At 53.9% G+C, this 23,227-nt stretch carries 17 protein-coding genes; 11 read left to right on the top strand and 6 right to left on the bottom strand.

Annotation, left to right across the window (positions count from 1 at the left end):
• Positions 1–12: 12 nt before the first annotated feature.
• From ord to cmoA, 3 genes are all read right to left on the bottom strand, one after another.
• Entirely contained in the window at positions 13–1,053 is a 1,041-nt protein-coding gene (gene ord, locus QMG16_RS11310) for a 2,4-diaminopentanoate dehydrogenase (protein ID WP_281794276.1), read from the bottom strand.
• A gap of 236 nt (positions 1,054–1,289) precedes the next feature.
• Complete coding sequence (gene cmoB / locus QMG16_RS11305) at positions 1,290–2,264, bottom strand: tRNA 5-methoxyuridine(34)/uridine 5-oxyacetic acid(34) synthase CmoB (protein ID WP_281794275.1); 975 nt, start codon at positions 2,262–2,264, stop codon at positions 1,290–1,292.
• Positions 2,265–2,296: 32 nt separating this feature from the next.
• Positions 2,297–3,031: a carboxy-S-adenosyl-L-methionine synthase CmoA gene (gene cmoA, locus QMG16_RS11300; RefSeq protein WP_281794273.1), complete on the bottom strand. Its 735-nt coding sequence runs from the start codon at positions 3,029–3,031 to the stop codon at positions 2,297–2,299.
• Between the two features lie 683 nt (positions 3,032–3,714).
• On the opposite strand from cmoA, the gene QMG16_RS11295 reads away from it, so the two are divergent.
• Positions 3,715–4,662: a prephenate dehydrogenase/arogenate dehydrogenase family protein gene (locus tag QMG16_RS11295; protein ID WP_281794271.1), complete on the top strand. Its 948-nt coding sequence runs from the start codon at positions 3,715–3,717 to the stop codon at positions 4,660–4,662.
• A 28-nt stretch (positions 4,663–4,690) separates the two neighbouring features.
• Here the strand turns inward: QMG16_RS11295 and QMG16_RS11290 are convergent, their stop codons facing one another.
• Positions 4,691–5,224 (bottom strand): metal-dependent transcriptional regulator, encoded by a 534-nt coding sequence (locus tag QMG16_RS11290; protein WP_281794269.1) that lies wholly within the window; start codon positions 5,222–5,224, stop codon positions 4,691–4,693.
• A 334-nt stretch (positions 5,225–5,558) separates the two neighbouring features.
• Here QMG16_RS11290 and QMG16_RS11285 point away from each other — a divergent pair, with 334 nt between their 5' ends.
• The 9 genes from QMG16_RS11285 (at position 5,559) to QMG16_RS11245 (ending at position 17,771) form a co-directional block, all read left to right on the top strand.
• Positions 5,559–6,851 (top strand): SEC-C metal-binding domain-containing protein, encoded by a 1,293-nt coding sequence (locus tag QMG16_RS11285; protein WP_281794267.1) that lies wholly within the window; start codon positions 5,559–5,561, stop codon positions 6,849–6,851.
• A 539-nt stretch (positions 6,852–7,390) separates the two neighbouring features.
• Positions 7,391–7,885: a hydrogenase maturation protease gene (locus tag QMG16_RS11280; protein ID WP_281794265.1), complete on the top strand. Its 495-nt coding sequence runs from the start codon at positions 7,391–7,393 to the stop codon at positions 7,883–7,885.
• Positions 7,882–9,354, top strand: coding sequence for a helix-turn-helix domain-containing protein (locus QMG16_RS11275; RefSeq protein WP_281794264.1), 1,473 nt, complete (start codon positions 7,882–7,884; stop codon positions 9,352–9,354). The genes QMG16_RS11280 and QMG16_RS11275 overlap by 4 nt, the downstream gene beginning before the upstream one ends.
• A 42-nt stretch (positions 9,355–9,396) precedes the next feature.
• Positions 9,397–12,468 carry an FAD-dependent oxidoreductase gene (locus QMG16_RS11270; RefSeq protein WP_281794262.1) on the top strand — a complete coding sequence of 1,024 codons (3,072 nt, stop codon included), beginning with the start codon at positions 9,397–9,399 and terminating at the stop codon, positions 12,466–12,468.
• Between the two features lie 10 nt (positions 12,469–12,478).
• A complete protein-coding gene (locus QMG16_RS11265) occupies positions 12,479–12,937 on the top strand; it encodes a hydrogenase iron-sulfur subunit (RefSeq protein ID WP_281797075.1) in 459 nt (152 codons plus the stop codon).
• Positions 12,922–13,866, top strand: coding sequence for an NADH-quinone oxidoreductase subunit B family protein (locus QMG16_RS11260; RefSeq protein ID WP_281794260.1), 945 nt, complete (start codon positions 12,922–12,924; stop codon positions 13,864–13,866). The genes QMG16_RS11265 and QMG16_RS11260 overlap by 16 nt, the downstream gene beginning before the upstream one ends.
• Before the next feature lie 126 nt (positions 13,867–13,992).
• Positions 13,993–15,405: a Ni/Fe hydrogenase subunit alpha gene (locus QMG16_RS11255; protein WP_281794259.1), complete on the top strand. Its 1,413-nt coding sequence runs from the start codon at positions 13,993–13,995 to the stop codon at positions 15,403–15,405.
• Between the two features lie 168 nt (positions 15,406–15,573).
• The gene (locus tag QMG16_RS11250; protein ID WP_281794258.1) at positions 15,574–15,813 is read left to right on the top strand and encodes a hypothetical protein; all 240 of its coding nucleotides are present in this window, start codon (positions 15,574–15,576) and stop codon (positions 15,811–15,813) included.
• Positions 15,814–16,100: 287 nt separating this feature from the next.
• Positions 16,101–17,771: a capsule assembly Wzi family protein gene (locus tag QMG16_RS11245; protein ID WP_281794257.1), complete on the top strand. Its 1,671-nt coding sequence runs from the start codon at positions 16,101–16,103 to the stop codon at positions 17,769–17,771.
• 171 nt (positions 17,772–17,942) lie between these two features.
• On the opposite strand, the gene QMG16_RS11240 is transcribed toward QMG16_RS11245, so the two are convergent.
• Together QMG16_RS11240 and QMG16_RS11235 are read right to left on the bottom strand one after the other, a co-directional pair.
• Positions 17,943–18,977, bottom strand: a complete 1,035-nt coding sequence (locus QMG16_RS11240) for an ABC transporter ATP-binding protein (protein WP_373878671.1) — start codon at positions 18,975–18,977, stop codon at positions 17,943–17,945.
• Positions 18,937–19,920, bottom strand: coding sequence for an ABC transporter ATP-binding protein (locus QMG16_RS11235; protein WP_281794254.1), 984 nt, complete (start codon positions 19,918–19,920; stop codon positions 18,937–18,939). The genes QMG16_RS11240 and QMG16_RS11235 overlap by 41 nt, the downstream gene beginning before the upstream one ends.
• 487 nt (positions 19,921–20,407) lie before the next feature.
• Between QMG16_RS11235 and QMG16_RS11230 the strand changes: the two genes are divergently transcribed.
• Positions 20,408–23,209 (top strand): glycosyltransferase, encoded by a 2,802-nt coding sequence (locus QMG16_RS11230; RefSeq protein WP_281794253.1) that lies wholly within the window; start codon positions 20,408–20,410, stop codon positions 23,207–23,209.
• Positions 23,210–23,227: the final 18 nt, after the last annotated feature.

Here is a 23,227-nt window from a genome sequence, read left to right as displayed (position 1 = left end):
CTCCCTTCGATTTTATTGGAGCAGTGTACGTATGTCCCCCATGAAGGCTGCGGGTACGGGGAGATCCGCCATGGATTTCAGCCCGGGGGGAGCATTGACGACATGGGGAATCATGTTGACGGCCAGGGCGATCGTGCCGATACCACCGGGGATTTCCGGACTGCCGGAAAAATGGACATTGGGCTCGCCCTCTATTTTTATGGAATCCCCCGTTTCGACGCCTTCCAGGTGTGGGTGCACCTGTTGAGGGTGCACCAGGTGGATGACCGGATTGCCGTCACGATAGGCCAGTGCAGTGTGGTTACAGCCTGCGGTGAGCCCCGGTTCGATTTTCACGAAAGGGGTTTCGCGCTTCACCCTGGAAACGATGGGGCTGCGGATCTCTTCGATCCTGTCGATTTCCCAGCCGAGAGCTTTGGCAATCATGCCGATGGATTCGGGAAATCCCATGTGTCCGACGATGGAACCCTCCGCCACGCCTTTTTGGAACGCTTCAGGGGTGACACCCACTCCCTGGGCCGCCAGAACGGATGGGCCGTAAGGAGAGAGGTCGTTCACCCGCTTTGCCGTAATGGATTCCACTTTCCAGCACACGCCTGTGAGAGCGATCACCAGAAGATCGAGCACGAATCCCGGGTTGATGCCGGTTCCGAGGACGGTCACTTTCTTTTGCAGAGCGAGCGCATGGAGTTCTTTGGCGATGAGCGGGGATTGGCAGGCGGGATATGCCATTTCTTCTGCAATGGAAATGACGTTTGCTCCCTGGTGAAGAGCGGTTCTGATTTCTTCCGCAGCCTCGGAGACCCTGGAGCATGTGGCCTGGATCACCACGTGAGCTTTTGCCTTTTTCAGCAGAGCCGGAAGGTCGTTCGATATTTTGATCCCGATTTCCTCTGCAAGTCCCACTGCCTTTCCGATATCGATCCCTGCCCGGTCGGTTCTACGACCGTAAACGCCGGTCAGCTCCAGCCCTTTTTTTTGAAAGAGAAGCCGGATGATGCCGCAGCCCATCCGCCCTGTACCCAATACGGCAACTTTCAGAGGTCCTTGCATGTAAACAGCCTCCCGTGGTCTGCTTCAAGCGTTGCGGATGCAAAGGTGTTATGGTCTTTTGTTAGGCATTGATGGAGGGAAAAGCATCTCTTTTGGAAGAAAAAATTTTGAAACGATAAGCCTCACCTGCCCCGGCAGAATGAAGGGAAGGGAAAGAGCGGACAGAGTCTGTTTGGGGAATCCGGGGAGCGTGGGAAAAAGAGTCGGAAATCCTGGTTTTGAAAAAATCTCATTCGTCAGGGGCAGGTGGCCAGAAAGATTGCCCTTCTCGGCGCCGGCAATCCTTCCACGGTCAGCCGGCGGTCTTTCGGGTCGAGATAATCGGGCAGGGATTCGTAGGTCATCCAGCCGGTAGAGCGCTGTTCTTCGGTGGTGGTCTCACAGACATTGACCAGCCGGACATCCTTGAAGCTGCAGCGTTTCAGCCAGAGTTCGAGGGTGGGGCAGGAGGGGATGAACCATACATTGCGCATCTTTGCATAGCGGCCTTCCGGAACCAGCACTTCCCCGGTTTTTCCCTCGATGACCAGTGTTTCCAGAATGAGTTCCCCGCCGCTTCGAAGGCAGGATCTCAATTCCATCAAGTGGTCGATGGGGGAGCGGCGGTGATACAGCACCCCCATGGAAAAGACACTGTCAAACCCTCCCGGATTCTGCGGCAGGGCCTCGATACCGAGGGGAAGCAGATGGACCCGGTCATCGCGCACGAAACGCTGCAGTGCTCTGAACTGCGCAATGAACAACAGGTAGGGATCTATGCCGACAACGAGTTGAGCTCCGGCGCCTGCCATGCGCCAGCAGTGATAACCGTTGCCGCAGCCCACATCCAGTACCAGCCTGCCCTTCAGCGGTCGAATGTGGTCGCGGAGGCGTTCCCATTTCCAGTCCGAACGCCATTCCGTATCGATATGGATGCCGAAGACCGAATAGGGTCCCTTCCGCCAGGGGTGAAGCTGCCGCAGCAGTTTTTCAAGGTTCTCCCGGTCCAGGGGATCGCAGTCGGTGGCATTCCCGATGCGCACGGTGCCGGTATTCAGATCCACGGATGAGGGTGTCAGTTGAGGCATTTGCTCGATGATGGACTCCCACCTGGGCCAGTCGCCGTGGGGTGAGTCGTTGAAAGCTCTTGCCACTTTGGAAGGCAGGATCTGGAACCACGGAGCCAGCGGCGTTTGTTCTATTTTTTGGTACAGGCCGGTATAATCGATCATTTTCGCGCAAAGAGGGAGGCAAAATTGAGGCATTAAAACCACACGTCGCACCGGGCGAAACCGGCGGCGAGCAGACGCTCCCGGTGTTCGGTCAGAGTCTCCGGAATCAGTACCTTCTCCAGCGCTGCGCGCTTTTGACTGATTTCAAGATCGCTGTAGCCGTTGTCTTTCTTGAACGCATAGTGCATTTCCGTGTGGAATGTCTGCTGTTTGAGATCGGAAAAACGGATCTTTTCCGAGAGAATCAAAATTCCTCCCGGCAACAGACCTTGGTAAATGTTCGAGAGCGCCTGGAGGCGCTGTTCCGGATGAATGAACTGCAAAATGAAGTTGAGGACCACCACCGAGGCGTTTCGAATTTTGACATCCAGGATATCGGTGCACAGGATATCGACGGGGGGGGCGGAAGCGTCGGCATCGATATTTTGCCGGCAGCGTCTGATCATGGCCTCGGAATTGTCCACCGCAACGATGCGGCAGCCGGGCTGGTGCAGGCGCCTGCGCATGGAGAGCGTGGCGGCTCCCAGGGAGCATCCGAGATCATAGCAGGTGCTGTTTGGCTGTGCGTAGCGGCCGGCCAGGACGCCGATCAGGGAGGTGATCGTGTCGTATCCCGGCACGGATCTCTGAATCATATCGGGGAATACATCCGCAACGGTTTCGTCGAAGACGAAATCCCCTATTTTTTCTCGCGGCGCCGCATAAACGGAGTCGCGAGACCGGTTGCGTTCTTTCGGGAAATTTTGATGAGATTCTGGTGCATTCATTGCGCTGCTGCATTCCACCTTTTTGATTACTTTGAATATAAGTTAACGAGTTCTGAGCTTATAATAAAGTGGAACGGACAAAGCAAGAGGCTCCGTAGTTCCGTCACCAATTCTCATTTTGAAAACCTCCCCCCCCTTGAGGAGGGAGATTTAGTATAAAATCCTCCTTATGAAGGGGGATTGAGGAGGATGCCGGAAATGCCAATCATGAGAGCCATCCAAAAAATGAGAATTGCTGAAAACCTTCAAAAGGTTCTTGACAACCCGGGTTTGTTTTGTTTAAGAATCAGCTGACATTGATACGAAACAGCGAGGGAACTGAATGCGCACTCTGCATGCCTGTTATTATTGCTATTATTGCAGCGGCTCTTACCGTGGTGTTCGGGGTGCACGCAGCGACTAGGCTCTAAGCGAAAAGCATATAAGCCGTGGGGATCCCGAAGATGCCCACGGCTTTTTTTGTCCGGTTTTCAAAACGTTCAGGCCGTGGGTAAGAAATTGCTCGCGGCTTTTGTTTTGGGAGAGAAAGCGATATCTCTGCCCTGGCAGAAGCGATTTTTGCACAGAGATCATGAGCTTTTAAACGTACTCCGGGAGGAGAAAGTCCCGAGCGGCAAAAGTCCTGCCGCCCGATGGAACGGGAATCTGCTGCGAATCCATGTGCATCGCAGAAAGGAAAGGTTATGTCAGACAGTAAGGTTTTGTCCGATTTTGATGCCTTGAAGAATGCGGCACCCTCTTCGCGATGGGGGCCTGGAGCTCGCATGGGAGTCATCGGGGGCAGGGGGGAAATGGGCCGCCTGTTCGCTCGCTTTTTTGAAGAGTGGGGGTACAGGATTTCGGTTGCAGATCGTTCCACGGTGCCTGGCAACCGGGAGGTGGTGGAAAATTCGGACGTTGTCCTGTTTGCCGTGCCTCTCCATGAGACGGTAGCCGTCATACGCGAACTGATTCCTTATGTCCGCCCGGACCAGCTGCTGATGGATCTTACGAGTCTCAAGGAACCCCCCATCCGGGAGATGCTGCGCTCTCAAGCCAGCGTCGTGGGCCTTCACCCCATGTTTGGCGGACGCATTTCCTCCTTCAAAGGTCAAACCCTTGTGGCTTGTCCCGTTCGCATCGAACCTGCGGATTGGGCCTGCCTGCGCCGTCTTTTCGAGGAGAGAGGGGTGAAGGTCAAGGAGGCCACGCCCCGGGAGCACGACCGCATGATGAGCATCATCCAGGTGCTTTTTCACATGACCACCATGCTTACGGGGAGAGTGCTTCGGGATTATGGGGTGGATATAGCCGAAACGATGGAATACACAAGCCCCAGTTATCGCCTGGAGATGAATATGCTCGGGAGAATTTTCGCCCAGAATGGAGCGCTCTATTCGGCCATCACTCAGATGAATCCCTACACGAAAGAAATTCTCGGGTTGCTGAGGGAAGGGCTCGACCGCTATGAGGAATGGTACGACCAGCAAAACCTGGACGCTTTTGTGGAAGATTTCCAGCGGAGCGCCGAGCACCTGGGAGACTTCACCCGTAGAGCTTATCAGGAAAGTGCCGCGATTCTCGATTTTACAGTACAGCTGGCCAATTCAAACCAACCCGATACAAAGCAGGTTGCGGATCGCTCGGGATGATTTTTGCTGAAGGGAATGGTCAGGCAGGTCAAGAGGATGCTTCAGTCTTGTCTTCCGGACAATCGACCTTATCCATGCATACTTTGAGGCAGTTTTCACAGTTGGATGTTTGAATGCCTTTTTTGCAGTAGCGTGCGAAGGCCTCAAACCAGTCAATCCCCGTGCGTGGGCAGATTTGGATGAACTCCAAAAAACGGACCAGCCGATCTATGGCCACGGGATCGATGGCATGTTCGATGCGGCAGGCATTTGCCTCGGCGTCGTCGGGATTCATCTGAAGGGCCGTCAGGAAAAATTCCTTGAGCGTATCATGGCGGCGGATGATGTCTTTGGCGATATTGCGCCCAGTGGCTGTGAGAGTGATGTAACTGTAAGGACTGTAGTTGATCAGCCCTCGACTCGCCAAAGCCTTCAACGCTCCCGTCACGGAGGCTCGCTGAACATTCATTTGGTCGGCGATATCTTTTGCGCGCGCCACGCGATTCGACTGCTCCAGGTGGAAGATGACTTCCAGGTAGTCTTCCAGGCTGGCAGAAAGCCCTTCCGCAATATCAGAGATCATCTCTCGTCCCTCTCTTCATTGAAATTTTCAACTTCAGCTTATCCATTTCCTACCGGTGCGTCAAGGCCCATTGGAGGTGAAATCCCTTTCCTGTGCCTGCCAGTGGGATGGCCTTCGGAACATGGCGGAGGTTTCCGTCCGTTCCTGGAGCCTGTCGGCATTTCGGGTATGTGCAAGAATTTTTGTGAGATTATTCGTGTGAGCGCTGATAGTTTTGACAGAAACGGGAAAAGCTGTTAAAAAGCCTTGCACATTGAACCCTTACGTGAGAGGATGGACCGTTTGAAGATGGTCGCGCCCAAACACGCCATACTATATTTGAAAGGAACAGGAAATGGAAAGCAACCAGCAGTCCCCTCAGAATCCCCTTCGACCTGTAATAGAATTGCTTCAGGGCGGTGACCCCGATGCCATTGCTTCAAAGTATAACATGAGCCGGGAGGAATTGGAAAAGCTGCTCCGCGAGTACCAGGAATCCCGGCGGCAGATGGCCCTTGCGGATCATCTTGTCATCCACAAGGCGGGGCGAAATGACCCATGCCCCTGTGGATCGGGGAAGAAATACAAGAAATGCTGCCTTCCCAAACATGAGGAAGCCCGCAAGAGGATGCCTCCCGACCGGTTGCAGGAAATGGAGGAGCAGGCCAAGCGTAAGGAAAGGTTGGAAAAAGATGTCGAAAAAGGCTTCGACCTGCTGTTTTCCCAGGAGTTTGAGAAGGCTCAACGCCTTGCAGAGCGTCTCCTTGAATCCTACCCCGACGAGGATCGGCTCCATGATATCACCGTGATGACCGCATTGGTTCAGGGGGATTACGACAGAGCCTTCCACATCGCGCGTGAACGGTGGCAGGTGGCTCAGGAAGAAAAGGCCTACTATCAGGAAAACGGGTTCCATAAGAGAGAAGGAGTGGAAAAGAAAAACCTTGTCTATTTCTATTCCCCGTCGACCTGGCTGGAAAAATTCTGGATCGCTCAGCGGGCGCGAGTCTACCGCGACCTGTTTCCCTCAAACGATGATCAGCGGCTGAAGAAACTGGTGGATGGCCTCAAAGCCGCAAATGATCCCAAGAGATTTCCGGGCCGCCAGGAAGAGGGATATGAAATGCGGCGCCGGGCTCTGGCGGGCAACCTGGATCAGTTGGAGCAGGAGGGGCCCAGCGCCATTCCTTACCTTTTGCCGCTGACGTATTCCTTTTCCTGGGCGAGCCTTTTTATACCTGATCTTCTCTATGCCTACGGCAGCGACGAGAGCATTCTTCTGCTGGCGGAACTTTCCATGTTCCGGTTTCCCTATTTTGCTCAGAAGTGCCTGGTAAATCTTGAGAAACTTGGAGATCGCGCCATTCCCGTGATTGAAAAGGTGCTTTCGGAAAACCCGGCCTTCGATGAGCTCAAGGTGGGATTGATCAGTGTTCTCGGGAACCTGGAGACCCCGGAAAGCTTCCGCATTTTGGTTTCTCTCACGGAACATGAGAATCCTTACATAGTGAATTTTGTCGCGCAAGCCCTCGGAAATCACAAAAACCCCGAAGCCTTGCCTTACCTGGAGAAGGCCAGGGAGCGGGTGGGGGAACTCAGCAAAATCGCCGGAGCCATCAAGGATCTGGCGGGGGAATTGAACCGGTAGAATTTTAAAATTTCAGCGTAAACGAGGTTGCTTCAGGCTGCTTGTACCCCCTGATGGCTTATCTGAAAAGTGTGTCCCGGACCGTCCCCCTGCGAAAGGGGGGATGGTCTTTTATTTTCTTGATTTTTTATCTTTCATATTTTTGAGTTTTCCGCACCTCTTTTTCTCCTTTGAAAACCTTCTTTTCTTTTTCAAGAGAATTGGCGGATTTCAATATCCCGCTATTCACCACGGAGACACGGAGAGCACATCGCGTAGGTCGCATTGAGTTTCGAAACGCAACCTACGCACTGCGCATTCACTCCCCAAACTTCCCCTTTCAAACCTTTCCCGATTCGAAGAGCACGTATGGTCCGTTCATTTGATGTATGCGGGTGCTTGCCGGTCCGTTGCAAACAGAGTTTTTTCAAAAAAGAAACCTGTTGACACAACATTGCTTGAATAATATTTGTGATCCGAAGATTGCACAACCTGCACAAAATGCCTGTGGCTTGGGCTGGAATGTGCAGACCTCAGAAAGATTTTTGTCGGATTATTCCATGATTCAAGAAATTTTCAGTCATCCCGTCCTCATTTTCGGATGCGGAAACACGCTCCTGGGAGACGATGGGTTTGGACCGGGTGTGATCGAACATCTTCTTCAGGATTATGTTCTTCCTGATCATGTCTTTGCCGTGGATGTGGGGACGGGTGTTCGCAATGTGCTGCTCGATTTGCTTCTGATGCCCGAAAAGCCCCGAAAAATCTTCATCGTGGACGCGGTCATCCAGGCCAACCGCAAGGCGGGAGAACTCTTCGAGATAGAGCTTGAGCAGATTCCTCTTTATCAGAATGCCGCTTTTTCATTGCATCGGTTTCCTTCGGTGAATTTGCTTACGGAGCTTCGGGATGCTGCAGGCGTTGAGGTCAGAATCCTGGCGGTGCAGGCCAAACATATACCTGCAGAGGTGTCTCCGGGGCTCTCGGCGGAAGTCGATGCCTCCCTTCGCGGTGCCTGTCTATGGCTTTTGGATCATGTGAAGGAGGGAGCATGATCGTCATTCGTGTGGGAGAGCTGGCAAAGCATCTGGGCGTCCATCGCAATACGGTGCGCAACTGGGTGAACAGTGGGAAACTCCCTGCCCGAAGTGTTGCCGGGAAACGCTATCTCATATCTGAAAGCGATTTTGCAAAGCTCTGTGAAGAATTTGGGATAGACCGGTCCTCCATGAAATTGAAGTTCGTGCCAGGCAAACCTGTCATGAGCCGTGAAATGACCTTCCCGCCGGAAGATCTCAAGGGGGTCGGAAAACGTTCTCAGCGCCTTCTCCCTACTGCCCAGTGGGGAGATGTATGTCTCACGTGCGGCAGTTGCGCCGGTGCCTGTCCCATTTCCGGTGTGGATGGCCTCGATCCGCTCAAAGCCGTTCGCATGGCCATACTGGGGCGTGAGGAGGAGTTGATCGCATCCCAATGGCCCTGGAAATGCACGCTTTGCGGCAAGTGTGAGGAGGCCTGTCCCATGAACGTCGAAATCGTGGCCCTTTTACGTACTGTTCGAGGACTGCGGGACCGCAAGAAGGTTCCGGGGGCTCTCCAAAAGGGTGTGCTCTTGTGTCTGGAGAAGGGCAACAACCTGGGTATTCCCAAGGAGGATTTTCTTTCTTTGCTCCAGGAAATGGGGCGCGAGATGCGGGAAGAAGGATATGCCGGCTTTGAAGTCCCTGTCGATGCGAAAGGGGCAAACCTCCTGGTGACTGTGAATTCCAAGGAGGCTTTTGCCGAACCTGAAAGCATGAAGTTCTGGTGGAAGATTTTTTATGCCGCCGGGGAATCCTGGACCGTTCCTTCGGAATACTGGGAGGGGCTCAACTGGGGGCTCTACACGGGAGACGATGAAGCTATGAAAACCATGGTGGGGCGATTGGTGGAAAACATGCACCGCCTGGAGTGTAAGACGCTTCTCCTGCCGCAATGCGGTCACGCTTATTACGCAACCCGTTATGGATTGAATCGCTGGTTCAAGGAAGATTTGAAGCATTTCAGAGTCCTCTCCGTTGTGGATCTCCTTGTGCAATATCTTGAGCAAGAACGCATTCATGTGGAACCGTCGCTTCCTTCTGATCTGACCACCTATCATGATCCCTGTCACTATGGTCGAAAGTCGCTGAAGGCGTTCGGGCAGGGCTACTTTGAGGAACCACGAAGGATCGTTCGGCAGTGTGCTCCAAATTTTGTGGATATGGTTCCCGACAGGGAAGGAAGCTACTGTTGTGGTGCGGGCGGAGGAGCCTGGGCCACGCCTTTCAAGGAGGAGCGGGTTTTCCATGGGAGGCTCAAAGCCAGGCAGATCCAAACCAGCGGGGCAAAATGGGTGGTGACTGCCTGTCAGAACTGCAGGGACCAGATCCTTCGAAGTCTCAAGAAAGAGTACGACCTCGATATCGGAGTGAAATACCTTTGGGAGTTGGTGGCCGATTCCCTTATTTTCAAGAATTCCAAACCCTCGGGTTCTTCTCCCTGAGAAGAGAATGGATCTCGATCCCGACTGTGGGAGCGCGTCGAAATGATTTTACAGGAAAAAACCGGTGCAGTCATGGTGGTGGGCGGCGGTATCGCAGGCATGCAGGCCGCCCTGGATCTGGCCAACAGCGGCTTTTATGTCTACCTGGTGGAACGGACAGGCGCAATAGGCGGGTCCATGACCCAGTTGGACAAAGTCTTTCCCACCAACGATTGTTCGGTCTGAATCCTCTCACCCAGACTGGTCGAGTGCGGTCGGCACTTGAATATCGAGTTGATGACCCTGACGGAGGTGGAGCAGGTCGAGGGGGAAGTGGGGCATTTTGTAGTCAGCCTCAAGGAACATCCACGCTACGTGGATAAGGAAAAATGCATCGCCTGTGGAGAATGCGCGCGGGTTTGCCCCCGTGAAGTCAAAGACGGGTACAACGAAGGAATCAAGGTCCGCAAGGCAATTTATCTGAAGTATCCTCAAGCGGTTCCCCTCAAATATCAGATCGATCCGCAGGAATGTATTGGAATACAGGGGGGCAAGTGCGGGGCGTGTGAGAAGGCCTGCCCTGCCGGAGCGGTCCGTTTGAATGACGCTCCTCGACATGTGACCCTCGAAGTCGGTTCCATCATCCTTTCTCCGGGCTTCCAGACGTTTGACCCCAAAGGTGCCCGCACCTGGGGATATGGCCTTTTGCCCAACGTGGTCAAGTCCATGGAACTGGAACGTATTCTCTCGGCGTCGGGACCTACGAGAGGGCGGCTCATCCGGCCCGGGGACGGCAGGAAGGTCAAAAAGATGGCTTTTCTGCAGTGTGTGGGGAGCCGGGATTACAATAAATCCTCTCATGGCTATTGTTCGTCCGTCTGCTGCATGTACGCCATCAAGGAGGCCATGATCGCCAAAGAGCTTGAGAAGGACCTGGATGTCTCCATTTTTTACATGGACCTGAGGACATACGGCAAGAATTTCGAACGCTATTACGAACGGGCTAAAGAAAAAGGCATCCGTTTTCACCGGTGCAGGGTGCATTCTCTGGAGCCCTCCAGTGAAAATCAGAGGATTCTTTGCCGCTACATCACCGACAACGGGAAACAGGCGCAGGACGAGTTCGATCTGGTGGTCCTGTCGGTGGGCATGGAGGCGCACTCGGGGTGCAGGTCTCTCGCCCGGTGTAGCGGGGTGGAGCTCAATCACAATGGATTTGCCGTCACTTCTTCTTTTTCACCCACGGAAGCCGGTCGCGCCGGGATCTATGTTTGTGGGACATTTTCCGGCCCCAAGGATATTCCCCAGTCTGTCGTGGAAGGGTCTGCAGCGGCTGCGGCGGCAACCATGTCCCTCATGGATGTGCGCTTCAGCCGTACAGTGCAGAAAGAGTTCCCTCCAGAACGGGATGTGAGGGGAGAGGAGCCGCGAATCGGGGTTTTTGTGTGCCACTGCGGTTCCAATATCGCGGGGGTGGTGGATGTGAAGTCTCTTGCGGACTATGCGAAGTGTTTGCCGCACGTGGTCCATGTGGAGAGGAATCTCTTCACCTGTTCGCAGGATTCCCAGGAAATCCTGCGCCGGAGAATACGGGAAAAGGCCTTGAACCGGATTGTGGTGGCGGCATGCACCCCTCGGACTCACGAACCGCTTTTTCGCGAGACGCTCAGAGCATCGGGGCTCAATGAATGTCTGTTTGAGATGGCCAACATTCGCAATCATGGGGCCTGGGTTCACGCGGCGGAACCCGAAGCGGCAACGGCCAAAGCCAAAGACCTGGTCCGCATGGCTGTTTCCAAGGCTGCACTCCTGGAAGCGGTTCCTCCCGTTTCGATAGGAGTGATTCCGCAGGCTTTAGTGCTCGGCGGGGGTGTTTCCGGAATGGTTGCGGCATTGGGGCTGGCCGATCAGGGGTTTTCGGTGCATCTCGTGGAAAAGAGTTCTGAACTGGGAGGAAATGCCCGCCATCTCTCCGAGACGTGGAAGAAGGAATCCATACCCGATTTTGTGGAAAATCTCATTGCCCGGGTCAAAAGTCATGAATTCATTTCCCTTCACCTCAAGAGCACCGTCAATCATGCGGAGGGGGCTGTAGGGCATTTCCGTTCCATCATTCAAAAGCAGGCAGGCAACATCACGGTGGATCATGGGGTGGCGATTCTTGCTACGGGCGCTCAAGCCTTCAAGACCGATGAATACGGCTATGAATATTCCCAAAGGGTGCTCACGGCCCTTGAATTCGATAAACTGCACCTGGTGGGGGACGAACGGGTGAAATACGGGCGTGATTTCGTTTTCATCCAGTGCGTGGGCTCAAGAGAACCGGCGCGCCCTTATTGCTCCAAGGTTTGCTGCACCCACTCCATTCAGTCGGCTATTGTCCTCAAGGAAGAAGATCCGCGCCGTAACGTTTATATCCTTTACCGGGATATTCGAGCATATGGGCAGCGTGAAGAGCTTTACACAAAGGCCCGTGAACTGGGGGTCGTTTTCATCAGGTATGACCTGCACGAGAAGCCCAACGTCCTCATTCAGGACAATGACGTGAACGTGGTGGTTCGGGACCACGTATTGAACGAACCACTGCGCATTCCGGCCGATGTGGTGATTCTGGCCACAGCCATCGTTCCCAACCCGGATATTGCTGATTTGGCAAAGCTCTACAAGATTCCCATTGATGCGGATGGCTTCGTTCAGGAAGCTCACGTCAAGCTTCGTCCCGTGGATTTTTCAACGGACGGACTGTTCCTGGCGGGGCTTGTACATTACCCTAAACCCATAGAAGAATCGGTGGCCCAGGCGCAGGCGGCCGTGGCCAGGGCGGTGACGGTGCTCTGCAACCAGCACATGATCCTCGATTCCGTCAAGGCTCGAGTGAATCCCGAAACATGCGACGGCTGCGCCCTCTGCGTGGATGTGTGCCCTTACCATGCCATCACCCTCGAAAATGTTCCTGGAAAAAAGGATCAAAAAATCATTGTGGTGCAGGCGGCGCGGTGCAAAGGTTGTGGATCCTGCCAGGCCACATGCCCCAAGGAGGGTGTGGACGTTGGAGGATTCACCTACCGGCAGCTTTCCGCCCAGGTGGAAGCGGCGCTGGGAGAACAGGCAGATGCCGGGGCGAGAGTTTCTTAATATGCCAAAAATGTCTTTTGAACCCAGGATTCTTTCTTTCAACTGCCATTGGTGTTCCTATGCGGCTGCGGATCTCGCGGGTATTATGCGCATACAGTATCCCCCCAACGTGCGCATCATTCGCGTCATGTGTTCCGGAATGGTCCATTCGAATTTGGTGGTGGAGGCCTTTCAAAAGGGGGCCGACGGTGTGATGGTCACCGGGTGCCGGCAGGGGGAATGCCATTATGTGGACGGCAATCGGAAAGCCGAGATGCGGATGGTGGTGGTGGAGGAGATGCTCGATACCCTTGGATTGGAGCAGGAGCGCTTTCGCCTGGTGTGGTGTTCCTCTTCTGAGGCGGACCGTTTTGTGGCGGCGGTTCGGGAAATGACGGAAACCGTGAGGGCCCTGGGGCCTTCACCCTACCGGTCGAATGGCGGCCTGGATCGCGATGATACGGAGGAGTTCCCATGCCCCTCACGGTAGCCCTGGAATGCTTGAACAGTTGTTCGGGATGCGAAATGGCCATCCTCAATATGGGAACGGCTTTCCTGGATCTTCTGCCGGAACTGAATGTCGTTCACATGCCCCTTCTCATGGACCATAAATATTACGGCGAGAAGGGAGGCGGGGCCGCTCTGACGATACCCGAAGCGGATGTGGGGCTTGTGAGCGGAGGGGTTCGAAACCGGGAACACATGAACGTGGCGGAGGAGATGCGTAAAAAGTGCCGGATCATCGTGGCATTGGGGACCTGCGCCACTCATGGCGGCATCCCCGCATTGATCAATTCCTTTTCCAATGAAGAGCTTCTGTTGCGATATTTCGGCCCATGGGAGAAAGATGGCCCGCCGCCTTCGCCCCATGAAAATGTCCCCCCGTTGTTGGACCGAACCTATGCCCTGGACGAAAAAATAAAGATCGATATCTATCTTCCGGGCTGCCCCCCTCATCCGGATTCCATTCGGAATGCAATCCAAGCCTTGTTGCTGGGAGAGAGGCCGACGGCAAACGCAAAAAGCGTCTGTGATTCCTGTCCGGCGCTGCGGGAAGGGAAGAGCATCGTGAAAGAAACGAGGCGGTTCACCGAAAGTGCGGAATACTCGGCGGCAGAGCCCCTCAGTCGGATGCGGTGCCTGCTGGAGCAGGGTTTCATCTGTATGGGCCCCGTGACTCGTGGAGGGTGTGCAGGGTCTTCCGGGGGAGCTCCCCGCTGCATCATCGCCAGGGTTCCGTGCAGGGGATGTTTTGGGCCCATAAAGCAAAACGGAAACCAACTGCTGGATTTGATGAACGCCCTCGCCGGCAGGGGAGTGGACATCCGCGGAATTCCCGACCGGACGTCGATCCTGAGATTTTCCGGAGCGCATCGGCGGTTGGTGAGGCTCAGCCGTAAGTCCACGGCCTTGAAATAAGACAGGTCATTTAGCTTGAGATTGTCAAATTTGATCTCCACGGAGACACGGAGGGCACGGAGAAAGACTTTCAAATGAAATCTTTGTGTTCTCCGTGTCTCCGTGGTTAGATACGAAGGTTTTCAGATGGTAAAAAAAACTCCTCCAGGAGCTGAAGAAAGGTCGGCTGAGCGTGAAGGGACGCGCGGCGGCAAGGTCATCCATATTCAGCCCGTCACCCGTATTGAAGGTCACGCCCGCATTTCCATTCACCTGGATGCGGAGGGGGATGTGCAGGATGCACGTGTGCACATTCTCTCTCTGCGAGGCTTTGAAAAATTCATCGAGGGAAGACTTGCCGAAGAGGTTCCTCGCATTGTGAGCCGGATCTGCGGGATCTGCCCCTGGCAGCACCACATCGCCTCCTGCAAGGCGGTGGATGGTTGCTTTGGAGCGAACGTACCTCACGCAGGGCGCAAGCTGCGCGAACTGATGCAGGTTATGGCTCACCTGAGCGATAAGATCCTCCATTTTTTCTTCCTGGCGGCACCCGACTTTGTGATGGGAATCGGGACTGAACCCGCGGAGCGAAACATCATGGGGATGGCCCGAAGGGATCCCGAGTTGACTCAAAAGGTCGTGACGGCCCGGTACCGGGGGCAGATGATGATGGAAAAGTTTGCCGGGAAAGTCATTCATCCCGTGGTGGTCGTGCCGGGCGGTTTTGCCAAGCCCATGCTGGAAAGGGAACGGTTGGATCTGCTGGCTGAATCCAGGGAGCAGTTGAAGTTTGCCCGTTTCGCCATGGATTATGTAAAGGAAAAGGTCTTCTCCAGGTTCAATGATGAACTCCTGGAACTGGGAGAGGTTGCCACGGGATTTCTGGGCACGGTGAATCCTCACGATGGTTCCTTGAACCTTCATGAGGGAGTTCTGCGGCTCATGAAACCGGACGGTTCCTTCGAAGAATTTGCCCCCGAGGATTATGCGGACTTTCTTGAAGAGCATGTGGAATCCTGGTCTTACGGGAAATTCCCCTACGCCGCCGGCTGGGGGGAAGGGTTTTCCATGGAGCTGGAGGAACCCCGGGGGATTTACCGGGTCAACTCTCTGGCGCGGCTGAACGTTTGCGATTCCATGGGAACGCCTCTCGCGCAGGCCGAACTGGAAGAATTTCGGTCCCGGTTTGGAAGGCCTGCCCAATCGACCCTGCTCTATCACTGGGCGCGAATGATCGAACTCCTCTACGCTTCCGAAAAAACGGTGGAACTTCTGGAAGATCCCGACATCACGGATCCGCGAGTCCGGGATGAAGTGACGCCGCGAGCCGGACGGGGAATAGGCTGTGTGGAAGCGCCCAGGGGAACGTTGATTCACGACTATTCAACCGATGAAAACGGGCGCATCACCCGGGCCAATCTCATTGCAGGGACCAACCACAACCTCGCTCCCATCAATATGAGCGTCAAAAAGGCGGCTCAAAGCCTCATCCGGAAGGGAAACATCGAAGAAAGCCTGCTGAACCGGGTGGAAATGGCTGTTCGCGCTTATGACCCCTGAATTTCCTGCGCGACCCACCGCCTGGATGGCGGACCCGCAATGGAAATCACCGTGACGGATGCGAAAGGAAACCTTGTGGCAGTGACTCCTCTTTCATGAGAACTCCCCAGCTGCTGAATTCTCTGCGAATGTCGGTCTCCCTGCCATCAAGTCAAATCGGAGTGGTTTATGAAGACGCAAGATGAAAAAAAACGAGTGCGAGTGGAACGGGTGGACACGAAATGCGGCTCCATTGGTCATATGACTGTGGATCAGATCAGGGAACGAACAGTCGGGGAAAATGTCAACGTAGCCTGCCCCGAATGCGGCGAGATTCACCTCACACTCGAGGAAGTGGAAGAGGCTGAAGCAAGAAGGATCACCTCAACACGAAGGTTTCAGAAGATCAAAGAAGAGGCGGAGGCGTAGTTCCGTTCTTTCTCGATCTTTGTTTTTGTGTTTGGCGGGGAACAGTTGCTTCGGAAATAGAACTTGATCTTTTCCCACTCCTTGGGTATTCCTCTTATCCGTTACTGGTTTGTTTTCGCGAAAGATTTTCCCATAAACTGAGCTCGATTTCTGAGCCAGTCGATAAATAAACCCCATGGATTCGCGATCTTATTGTAATCGTCTCTAAAATCATTTCGACCGATAGCATCAAATCCTTGTGGCCGGCTTTCGACAAAGAGAGAAGCGAACTTTGCAAGAGGTGAGGGATGTATCGAAAATCCAGCGATATCTTAACCAGGAAAGATGGAATTCGGAAATATTACGCCGGAGTTATTCTTTCTTGTTTTATTCTGCCTGTATTCTTCGTCTGCTTCGCTGCCGTCACAAGTACATGGGCCGTTTCTTCGGTGAATGTTCCCCTGGACCATTGGTCTTATGGAGCTATTGAAAAACTGGACGGTTTCGGTTTGATTCATTCCGATATCCAGGGGATGCGGCCTTTTACCCGGATAGAAATGGCCCGGCTCGTTAAAGAAGCGCTTCTTCAGAAGGAATATGCTTCCGGAGAATTTCCTTCCATCGTGGAATACCTTTTGTCGAAACTTCAGAGAGAATTCCAGGATGAGATGGGAGCTCTGAAGGTGGGAGGCAACGACCATGCCACAACCTTCATCAAACCCCTTGAGGAAATAGAGGCGCGTTATGTCTATTCGGAAGGGCAACCGCGGGAATTCGTGGGTTTTCCCGTCCGGCCGAACCGCATCAAAGCTACCGAGGGAACTCCCCTTGTTTACAATAATGATGGCGTCATTTATGGAGAGCACCATAATTTCACCCTGCAGTTTTCATCCTCCATGAGGCTTGGGAACATCCTCTCCGGGTATATCGAACCCATTTTGCTCGTGCGGGAAAATGACGGGGACGTGGCAAACATCGATGATGCGGAACTCGATATACTTAAAGGATACGGGAAGCTTTCCCCTTGGAACATAGAACTCGAGGCCGGACGCGACAACCTTTGGTGGGGACAGGGGTACCATGGGTCTCTCATCCTCACAGACAATGCCACTCCTCTGGACCTTGTGAAACTCTCAAATCCCGTACCGTTTCTTCTTCCATGGTATTTCAAATACCTGGGGCCATTCAAGTATACGGTTTTCATTTCAAGACTCGAGGAAGACCGGGAAGCTCCCCATGCGTTGTTCGGTGGTATCCGGTTCGGCTTTAAACCCTTTCCCATTCTTGAAATGGGACTCAATGCTACGGCTATATTCAACGGAGATGGGCAGCCCAGCATCAATTTCAGCGATTTTCTGGATTTCATCGGTTTTCAGGGAGGGGAGTCCAATAAAAAGTTCAACCAGATAGCTGGGCTTGATTTTCGATTGCAGCTTCCGTTTCTGCGGAACGCTCAAGTCTACGGCGAATACGGCGGGGAAGATTCAGGTGGCCTGGAATATCCAGAAGAATTTCTTTTCGGTGACATCGGATACCTGGTGGGGATTTATTTCCCCAGGCTGACCTGTGACGGGAAAACGGACTTGAGGTTCGAGTACGCCAACAATGCCCATCGAGTGGACAGTACTCCCGGCTACTGGTATGGCAATGCGGTTTACAGGTCCGGCTATACACATAATGGAATGATCATGGGACACCATATGGGACCGGACAGCATGGATTTTTTCGCTCGTGCCACATATTATTTGACGAACGATCTCAAGGTGGGATTGGACTACGATTATATGGAAACGGGGGTTACCTTGAGCGCCACGGAGGAGAAGATCAACCAGATTGGAACGGACGTGACGTATGATCTCACGGAACGTATCTCTCTTTTTGCCCGGTACGGATTTGAAAAGGTGGAAAACTTCAACCTGTTGCCGGGGGAAGACCGCGAAAACCATCTCTTGATGACGACATTCAAGTTTGATTTTTAGGGAGTTGGCCGATTCCAATATCCCGTTTTTCACCACGGAGACACGGAGGGCACGGAGAAGATTTTGTAATTTCTCTGTGATCTCTGTGTCTCCGTGGTAAATGGGGATCTCAAAAGCGACTCACTTCCTTAGACGGTTTGAAATCTTTTGAACCTTTGCCGTCGGAGCGCCTTACTCTTTTCCCGCATATTGGAAGCACCTCACCCAATGGCCGGGACGGTATTCATGCAAGGGGGGAACTCGATCTTTGCAGCTTGCTGTTGCTTCCGGGCACCTCGGTTCGAAGAAGCATCCCTCAACTGGGCTTTGGGCAGCGGGAGAATCTGCCAGTATCTTGTCGCGTTTTTTCCTGGCGCCGGGAATGGGGATGGGAATGGCCTTCAGGAGTGCCCGGGTGTAGGGATGGTATGGGGTGTCAAAAAGTTCATTTTTCTCAGATAGTTCTACAAGCCTGCCCAAGTACATGACCGCCACCCGGTCACTGATGTGCCGCACCACTGAAAGATCGTGGGAAATAAAGAGATAAGTCAGACGGTATTTTTCTTGAAGGTCCTGGAGCAGGTTGATGACCTGCGCCTGAATGGAAACGTCCAGGGCCGACAGGGGTTCATCGCAGATGATGAACTCCGGATTGAGTGCAAGAGCCCGGGCAATGCCGATGCGCTGACGCTGGCCGCCGCTGAATTCATGAGGGTAGCGGTTGATATATTCCGGACGCAAGCCCACAACCTCCATCATATCTTGCACCCGTTCCCGCCGTTCCTTAACGGAGCCGATTTTGTGAATGTTGAGCCCTTCAGCGATGATCCAGCCGATGGTTTTGCGGGGATTCAGTGAAGAGTAAGGATCCTGGAAAACGATCTGCATCTTTCTGCGAAGGACCTGCATCTCTTTGTGAGATGCTTGCAGGATATTTTGACCTTCAAAGAGGATTTCACCTTCCGTGGGTTCTTCCAATCGCAGGATGACTCTGCCCAGAGTGGATTTCCCACAACCGCTTTCTCCCACCAGTCCCAATGTCTCACCCTGATGGATGGTGAGGTTTATTCCATCCACCGCTTTGACACATCCCGCTTCCCGGTGCAGTATTCCCCGTGTGATGGGATAATGTTTCCTGACATTTTTTAGAACCAGCAGGTTGCTGGTCTCTTTCCATTCTACCACGTCATTTCTCCTCGTAGAGCCAACAGCGTACGGGATGTCCATTTTGGGGAAGCAGAAGACCGGGTTCCGGATCGTGAAAGCATCGGTCAAAGGCGTGAGGGCAGCGCGTATTGAACTTGCACCCGGCGGGGAGGTCCAGCAGGCTGGGAACAACGCCCGGAATGGCGTCCAGCCGTTTTTTGTCCTTACAAACGATGCGGCCGGGTATGGACTGCATCAACCCTTGCGTGTAAGGATGGAGGGGATTGTCGAACAGGTCCTTCACGCCGGCTTCTTCCAGGATGCGTCCGGCATACATGACCAGCACCCTTTCGGTGATCTCCGCCACGACCCCTAAATCGTGGGTGATAAGAAGAATGGAGGTGCGAGTCGACTCGCGAAGGTGTTGCAGAAGTTGCAGGATCTGGGCTTGGATGGTCACATCCAGCGCGGTGGTGGGTTCGTCGGCAATGATAAGTTGCGGGTCGCAGGCGATAGCCATGGCGATCATCACACGTTGGCGCATTCCGCCGCTCATCTGGTGCGGGTAATCCATGATCCGCACTTCGGGGGAAGGGATTCCCACCTTTCGAAGAAGTTCGACGGTCCTCTCCATGGCTTCCGGCTTCCGAACTTTTCTGTGGCGCACAATGACTTCACTGATTTGATCTCCCACCCTGAAAACCGGGTTGAGGGCCGTCATGGGCTCCTGGAAGATCATGGAAATCCTGTTGCCTCGGATGGCATTCATTTCTTCCTCGGAAAGAGAGAGCAGGTCCACTCCCTCGAAGAGGATCCGTCCATTGACGATTTCGCCGGGTGGTGAAGGGATCAGGCGCATAATGGATTGAGCCGTCACTGTTTTTCCGCAGCCGGATTCTCCTACGATGCCAAGAGCCTGGCCCTCGGAAAGGCTGAAGCTCACCCTGTCGACGGCTTTGGCAATGCCCCGTTCCGTATAGAAATATGTTTGAAGGTCCTTTACTTCAAGCAATGGCGTATCCATGCAAAAGAGGTCCTTATCGTCTATATGAAAAAAGACTCATGATTCATGGCTCATGGTAACATCGTTTTTCAAGCGCGTTGCCCGCTTTCCCTGTTGTCTTGCATCTCTTCGCTTGTTTTCATTTTTCATTGCGACCGTTCCGGTCATGGGAGTCAAGGGAAAATAGCCTGCAACCCGGCTTGAAAACAATGGATTTTTCGATCTTCTTTGAATCCCCATTTTTCCCTGAATTCTTATACCACTCCGACCGTCACGTGCAAAGAGGATGAAGCATTGCGCACGTATCGTAACTCGTGTGCGCAAGAATCGTAACCCAAGGGCTATTTAGAGAGGGTTTTGATTAATAATTAAATGATTTTATTATTTAAATTTACTATGGCACGCCTTTTGTATAAAGGCCGACTGTGATATATCTTGCAGGTTGGAATGCGTACATAGAGATATGTGGAACGGATAGAAACTTTTTAAAAATAATAGTGAGGTCAACATGGCAAAACTTGCATTGAACAGCATCTTGGGTTTGGTCACCGGAGGTTTGGCAGCTAAAGATCGTACCGAAAGAGATCAAAGCGAAAACGCATCGGAGACCGAATGTGTCTCGGAGACTGCGGCTCCTGATTCCGGCGGTGATTCTTTTGCTGAAGGCGAGGTCGTGCCCCCGGTGGATCGGGATGGCAGGAATCTCGACATCGATTTCTTCAGGGTCCAATCCGATGATTCCAAAATCGTACGGCCGGTATTTCCCCGGGTGGAACCCTCGACGGGGATTGCGGAGTTTTACCTGAATCCTCCCAAGGCCATTCCCGTTGTAGAAGGCGTACGCCCCAAGGTTAAGGGGAAATTCATCTTCGTCGGCGATGAAAAGTTCTACATGCGCGGTGTAACGTATGGCCCCTTTCGGCCGGATGAAGAAGGTTGTGAGTATCACACTCCGGAACTGGTTGAAAAAGACTTCGCCAAGATGGCTGAATACGGCATCAATGCGGTGCGTACTTACACGGTTCCTCCCCGCTGGCTGCTGGACGTGGCCCAGAAATACGGTTTGCGCGTGATGGTCGGCCTTCCTTGGGAAGAGCACATCGCTTTCCTGGAAAACAGGAAACTGGCTCGGGATATCGAAGACCGTGTCCGTGCCGGCGTTCGGGCCTGTGCCGGTCATGCTGCGTTGCTCTGTTTTACCGTGGGCAACGAAATTCCCGCATCCATTGTGCGCTGGTATGGCCGTCGGCGCATTGAACGCTTCCTGGAACGCCTTTACAACGCAGCCAAGGCCGAGGACCCCGAAGCGCTCGTGACCTATGTGAATTTCCCGACCACGGAATACCTGGAGCTTTCCTTCATGGATTTTGCCTCCTTCAATGTCTACCTGGAAACGAAGGAAAAGCTGGAAGGATACCTGGCACGGCTCCAGAACATCGCGGGGGATCGCCCCCTGGTGATGGCCGAAATCGGCCTCGACAGCATGAGAAACGGCGAGGAAGCTCAGGCCCGAATGCTGGATTGGCAGATTCGATCCACATTCGCAGCCGGTTGCTCCGGTGTTTTCGTCTTCTCCTGGACCGATGAATGGCACCGTGGTGGTTTCGATATCGATGACTGGGGCTTTGGAGTAACGGATCGTGACCGGAATCCCAAAGCATCCCTGGAAACCATTCGCAAGGCTTATGCCGAGGTGCCGTTTGCTCCAGACCTGAACTGGCCGAGTATTTCCGTCGTGGTCTGCACATACAATGGAAAGCGGACTATTCGGGACACTTTGGACGGGCTTCGCAAGCTGGAATACCCCAATTTCGAAGTCATAGTAGTGAATGACGGTTCCACGGACGGGACGGGGGAAATCGCCAAGGAGTATGGTTTCAGGGTGATCTCCACTGAAAACCGCGGACTGAGCAGCGCACGCAATACGGGCATGCGCGCCGCCAAAGGGGAAATTGTAGCGTATATCGACGACGACGCCCGGCCCGATCCTCACTGGCTGACCTATCTGGCGGCTACTTTCCTGAATTCGGATCATGTGGGAGTCGGCGGTCCCAACCTCCCTCCTCCTAATGATGGCCCCATCGCCGATTGCGTTTCCAATTCGCCCGGTGGCCCCCTCCATGTGCTCCTCACGGACCAGGAGGCGGAACACATCCCTGGCTGTAATATGGCTTTCCGCAAATTTGCCCTGGAAGCTATCGAGGGCTTCGACCATCAATTCCGTATCGCGGGCGATGATGTGGATCTCTGCTGGCGCCTCCAGCAGAAGGGTTGGACCCTGGGATTCAGCCCGGCGGCCATGGTTTGGCACCATCGCCGCAATTCGGTGAAGGCCTACTGGAGGCAGCAGAAGAATTATGGAAAGGCGGAAGCGGACCTGGAGAAGAAATGGCCTGAAAAGTACAATGCAGCGGGCCATATTCCCTGGGCGGGACGCCTCTATTTCAAGGGGTTCGAACAGTTGCTGGGGTCCATGCGGGGAAGGATCTACCAGGGGACATGGGGGAGCGCTTTGTTCCAGTCCATTTATCAGCCGGCGCCGAGCCTTCTCTGGTCGTTGCCCATGATGCCGGAATGGTATGTGGTCATCGCAGCGCTTGCGGGGCTTTCCCTCCTTGGCATTCAATGGGCTCCGCTGCTTCTGGCTCTGCCCCTGCTGGTTTTCGCCGTTGTCGTTCCGGTGCTGCACGCCGGCCTCTGTGCGGCAAGAGTGGACTTTCCAGCGGCAGGAAAATCGCGCTGGGAACAGTTGAAACTGAAAGGTCTGACGGCTTTCCTGCACCTGCTTCAGCCCCTTGCGCGCCTGGTGGGGCGTATCCGTCTGGGACTGACTCCCTGGCGCAGTTGTGCCGTAACGGGCATTTCTCTTCCCCTGCCGGTACCCAAGACGTTCACTGTCTGGAGTGAAGAGTGGCATTCTCCCGTTGACTGGCTGGAATCTCTTGAAAACAGCATGAAGAGCCTCCGCAAGGTGGTTTCCCGCGGAGGAGATTACGATCATTGGGATCTTCAATTGCGCGGCGGCCTTTTGGGTTGCGTTCGAGTGCTCATGGCAGTGGAAGAACACGGCGGTGGCAAACAGTTTGTACGGTTCCGCACCTGGCCGCGCATCGCACCGGCGGGAATCCTGCTCACTCTGCTCTTTGCGGCCCTCGCGGCCGGGGCGGCCTTCGCCCAGGCATGGATCGCCTCCGGTGTGCTCATGGCCACGGCGTTCCTTTTCATGATGCGCATCTTCAAGGAATGCGCGGGCGCCCTCTCCGCCATGGTCTGCGTGTTCAAGCCCATGCAACTCCAAAAGAAAGACTGATCAGTACCCTCGATGTAC

Origin of the sequence: Desulforhabdus amnigena (assembly GCF_027925305.1) — a bacterium.
Classification (GTDB): Bacteria; Desulfobacterota; Syntrophobacteria; order Syntrophobacterales; family Syntrophobacteraceae; genus Desulforhabdus; species Desulforhabdus amnigena.
Note: the sequence above shows the minus strand (reverse complement) of the source record. Positions and strands in the feature narration are given on the sequence as shown.

Excerpts from the sequence above, each read along its gene's own strand:
- ord (WP_281794276.1), bottom strand. The coding sequence starts at position 1,053 with ATGCAAGGACCTCTGAAAGTTGCCGTATTGGGTACAGGGCGGATGGGC.
- cmoB (WP_281794275.1), bottom strand. The coding sequence starts at position 2,264 with ATGATCGATTATACCGGCCTGTACCAAAAAATAGAACAAACGCCGCTG.
- cmoA (WP_281794273.1), bottom strand. The coding sequence starts at position 3,031 with ATGAATGCACCAGAATCTCATCAAAATTTCCCGAAAGAACGCAACCGG.
- QMG16_RS11295 (WP_281794271.1), top strand. The coding sequence starts at position 3,715 with ATGTCAGACAGTAAGGTTTTGTCCGATTTTGATGCCTTGAAGAATGCG.
- QMG16_RS11290 (WP_281794269.1), bottom strand. The coding sequence starts at position 5,224 with ATGATCTCTGATATTGCGGAAGGGCTTTCTGCCAGCCTGGAAGACTAC.
- QMG16_RS11285 (WP_281794267.1), top strand. The coding sequence starts at position 5,559 with ATGGAAAGCAACCAGCAGTCCCCTCAGAATCCCCTTCGACCTGTAATA.
- QMG16_RS11280 (WP_281794265.1), top strand. The coding sequence starts at position 7,391 with ATGATTCAAGAAATTTTCAGTCATCCCGTCCTCATTTTCGGATGCGGA.
- QMG16_RS11275 (WP_281794264.1), top strand. The coding sequence starts at position 7,882 with ATGATCGTCATTCGTGTGGGAGAGCTGGCAAAGCATCTGGGCGTCCAT.
- QMG16_RS11265 (WP_281797075.1), top strand. The coding sequence starts at position 12,479 with ATGTCTTTTGAACCCAGGATTCTTTCTTTCAACTGCCATTGGTGTTCC.
- QMG16_RS11260 (WP_281794260.1), top strand. The coding sequence starts at position 12,922 with ATGCCCCTCACGGTAGCCCTGGAATGCTTGAACAGTTGTTCGGGATGC.
- QMG16_RS11255 (WP_281794259.1), top strand. The coding sequence starts at position 13,993 with ATGGTAAAAAAAACTCCTCCAGGAGCTGAAGAAAGGTCGGCTGAGCGT.
- QMG16_RS11250 (WP_281794258.1), top strand. The coding sequence starts at position 15,574 with ATGAAGACGCAAGATGAAAAAAAACGAGTGCGAGTGGAACGGGTGGAC.
- QMG16_RS11245 (WP_281794257.1), top strand. The coding sequence starts at position 16,101 with ATGTATCGAAAATCCAGCGATATCTTAACCAGGAAAGATGGAATTCGG.
- QMG16_RS11240 (WP_373878671.1), bottom strand. The coding sequence starts at position 18,977 with ATGGACATCCCGTACGCTGTTGGCTCTACGAGGAGAAATGACGTGGTA.
- QMG16_RS11235 (WP_281794254.1), bottom strand. The coding sequence starts at position 19,920 with ATGGATACGCCATTGCTTGAAGTAAAGGACCTTCAAACATATTTCTAT.
- QMG16_RS11230 (WP_281794253.1), top strand. The coding sequence starts at position 20,408 with ATGGCAAAACTTGCATTGAACAGCATCTTGGGTTTGGTCACCGGAGGT.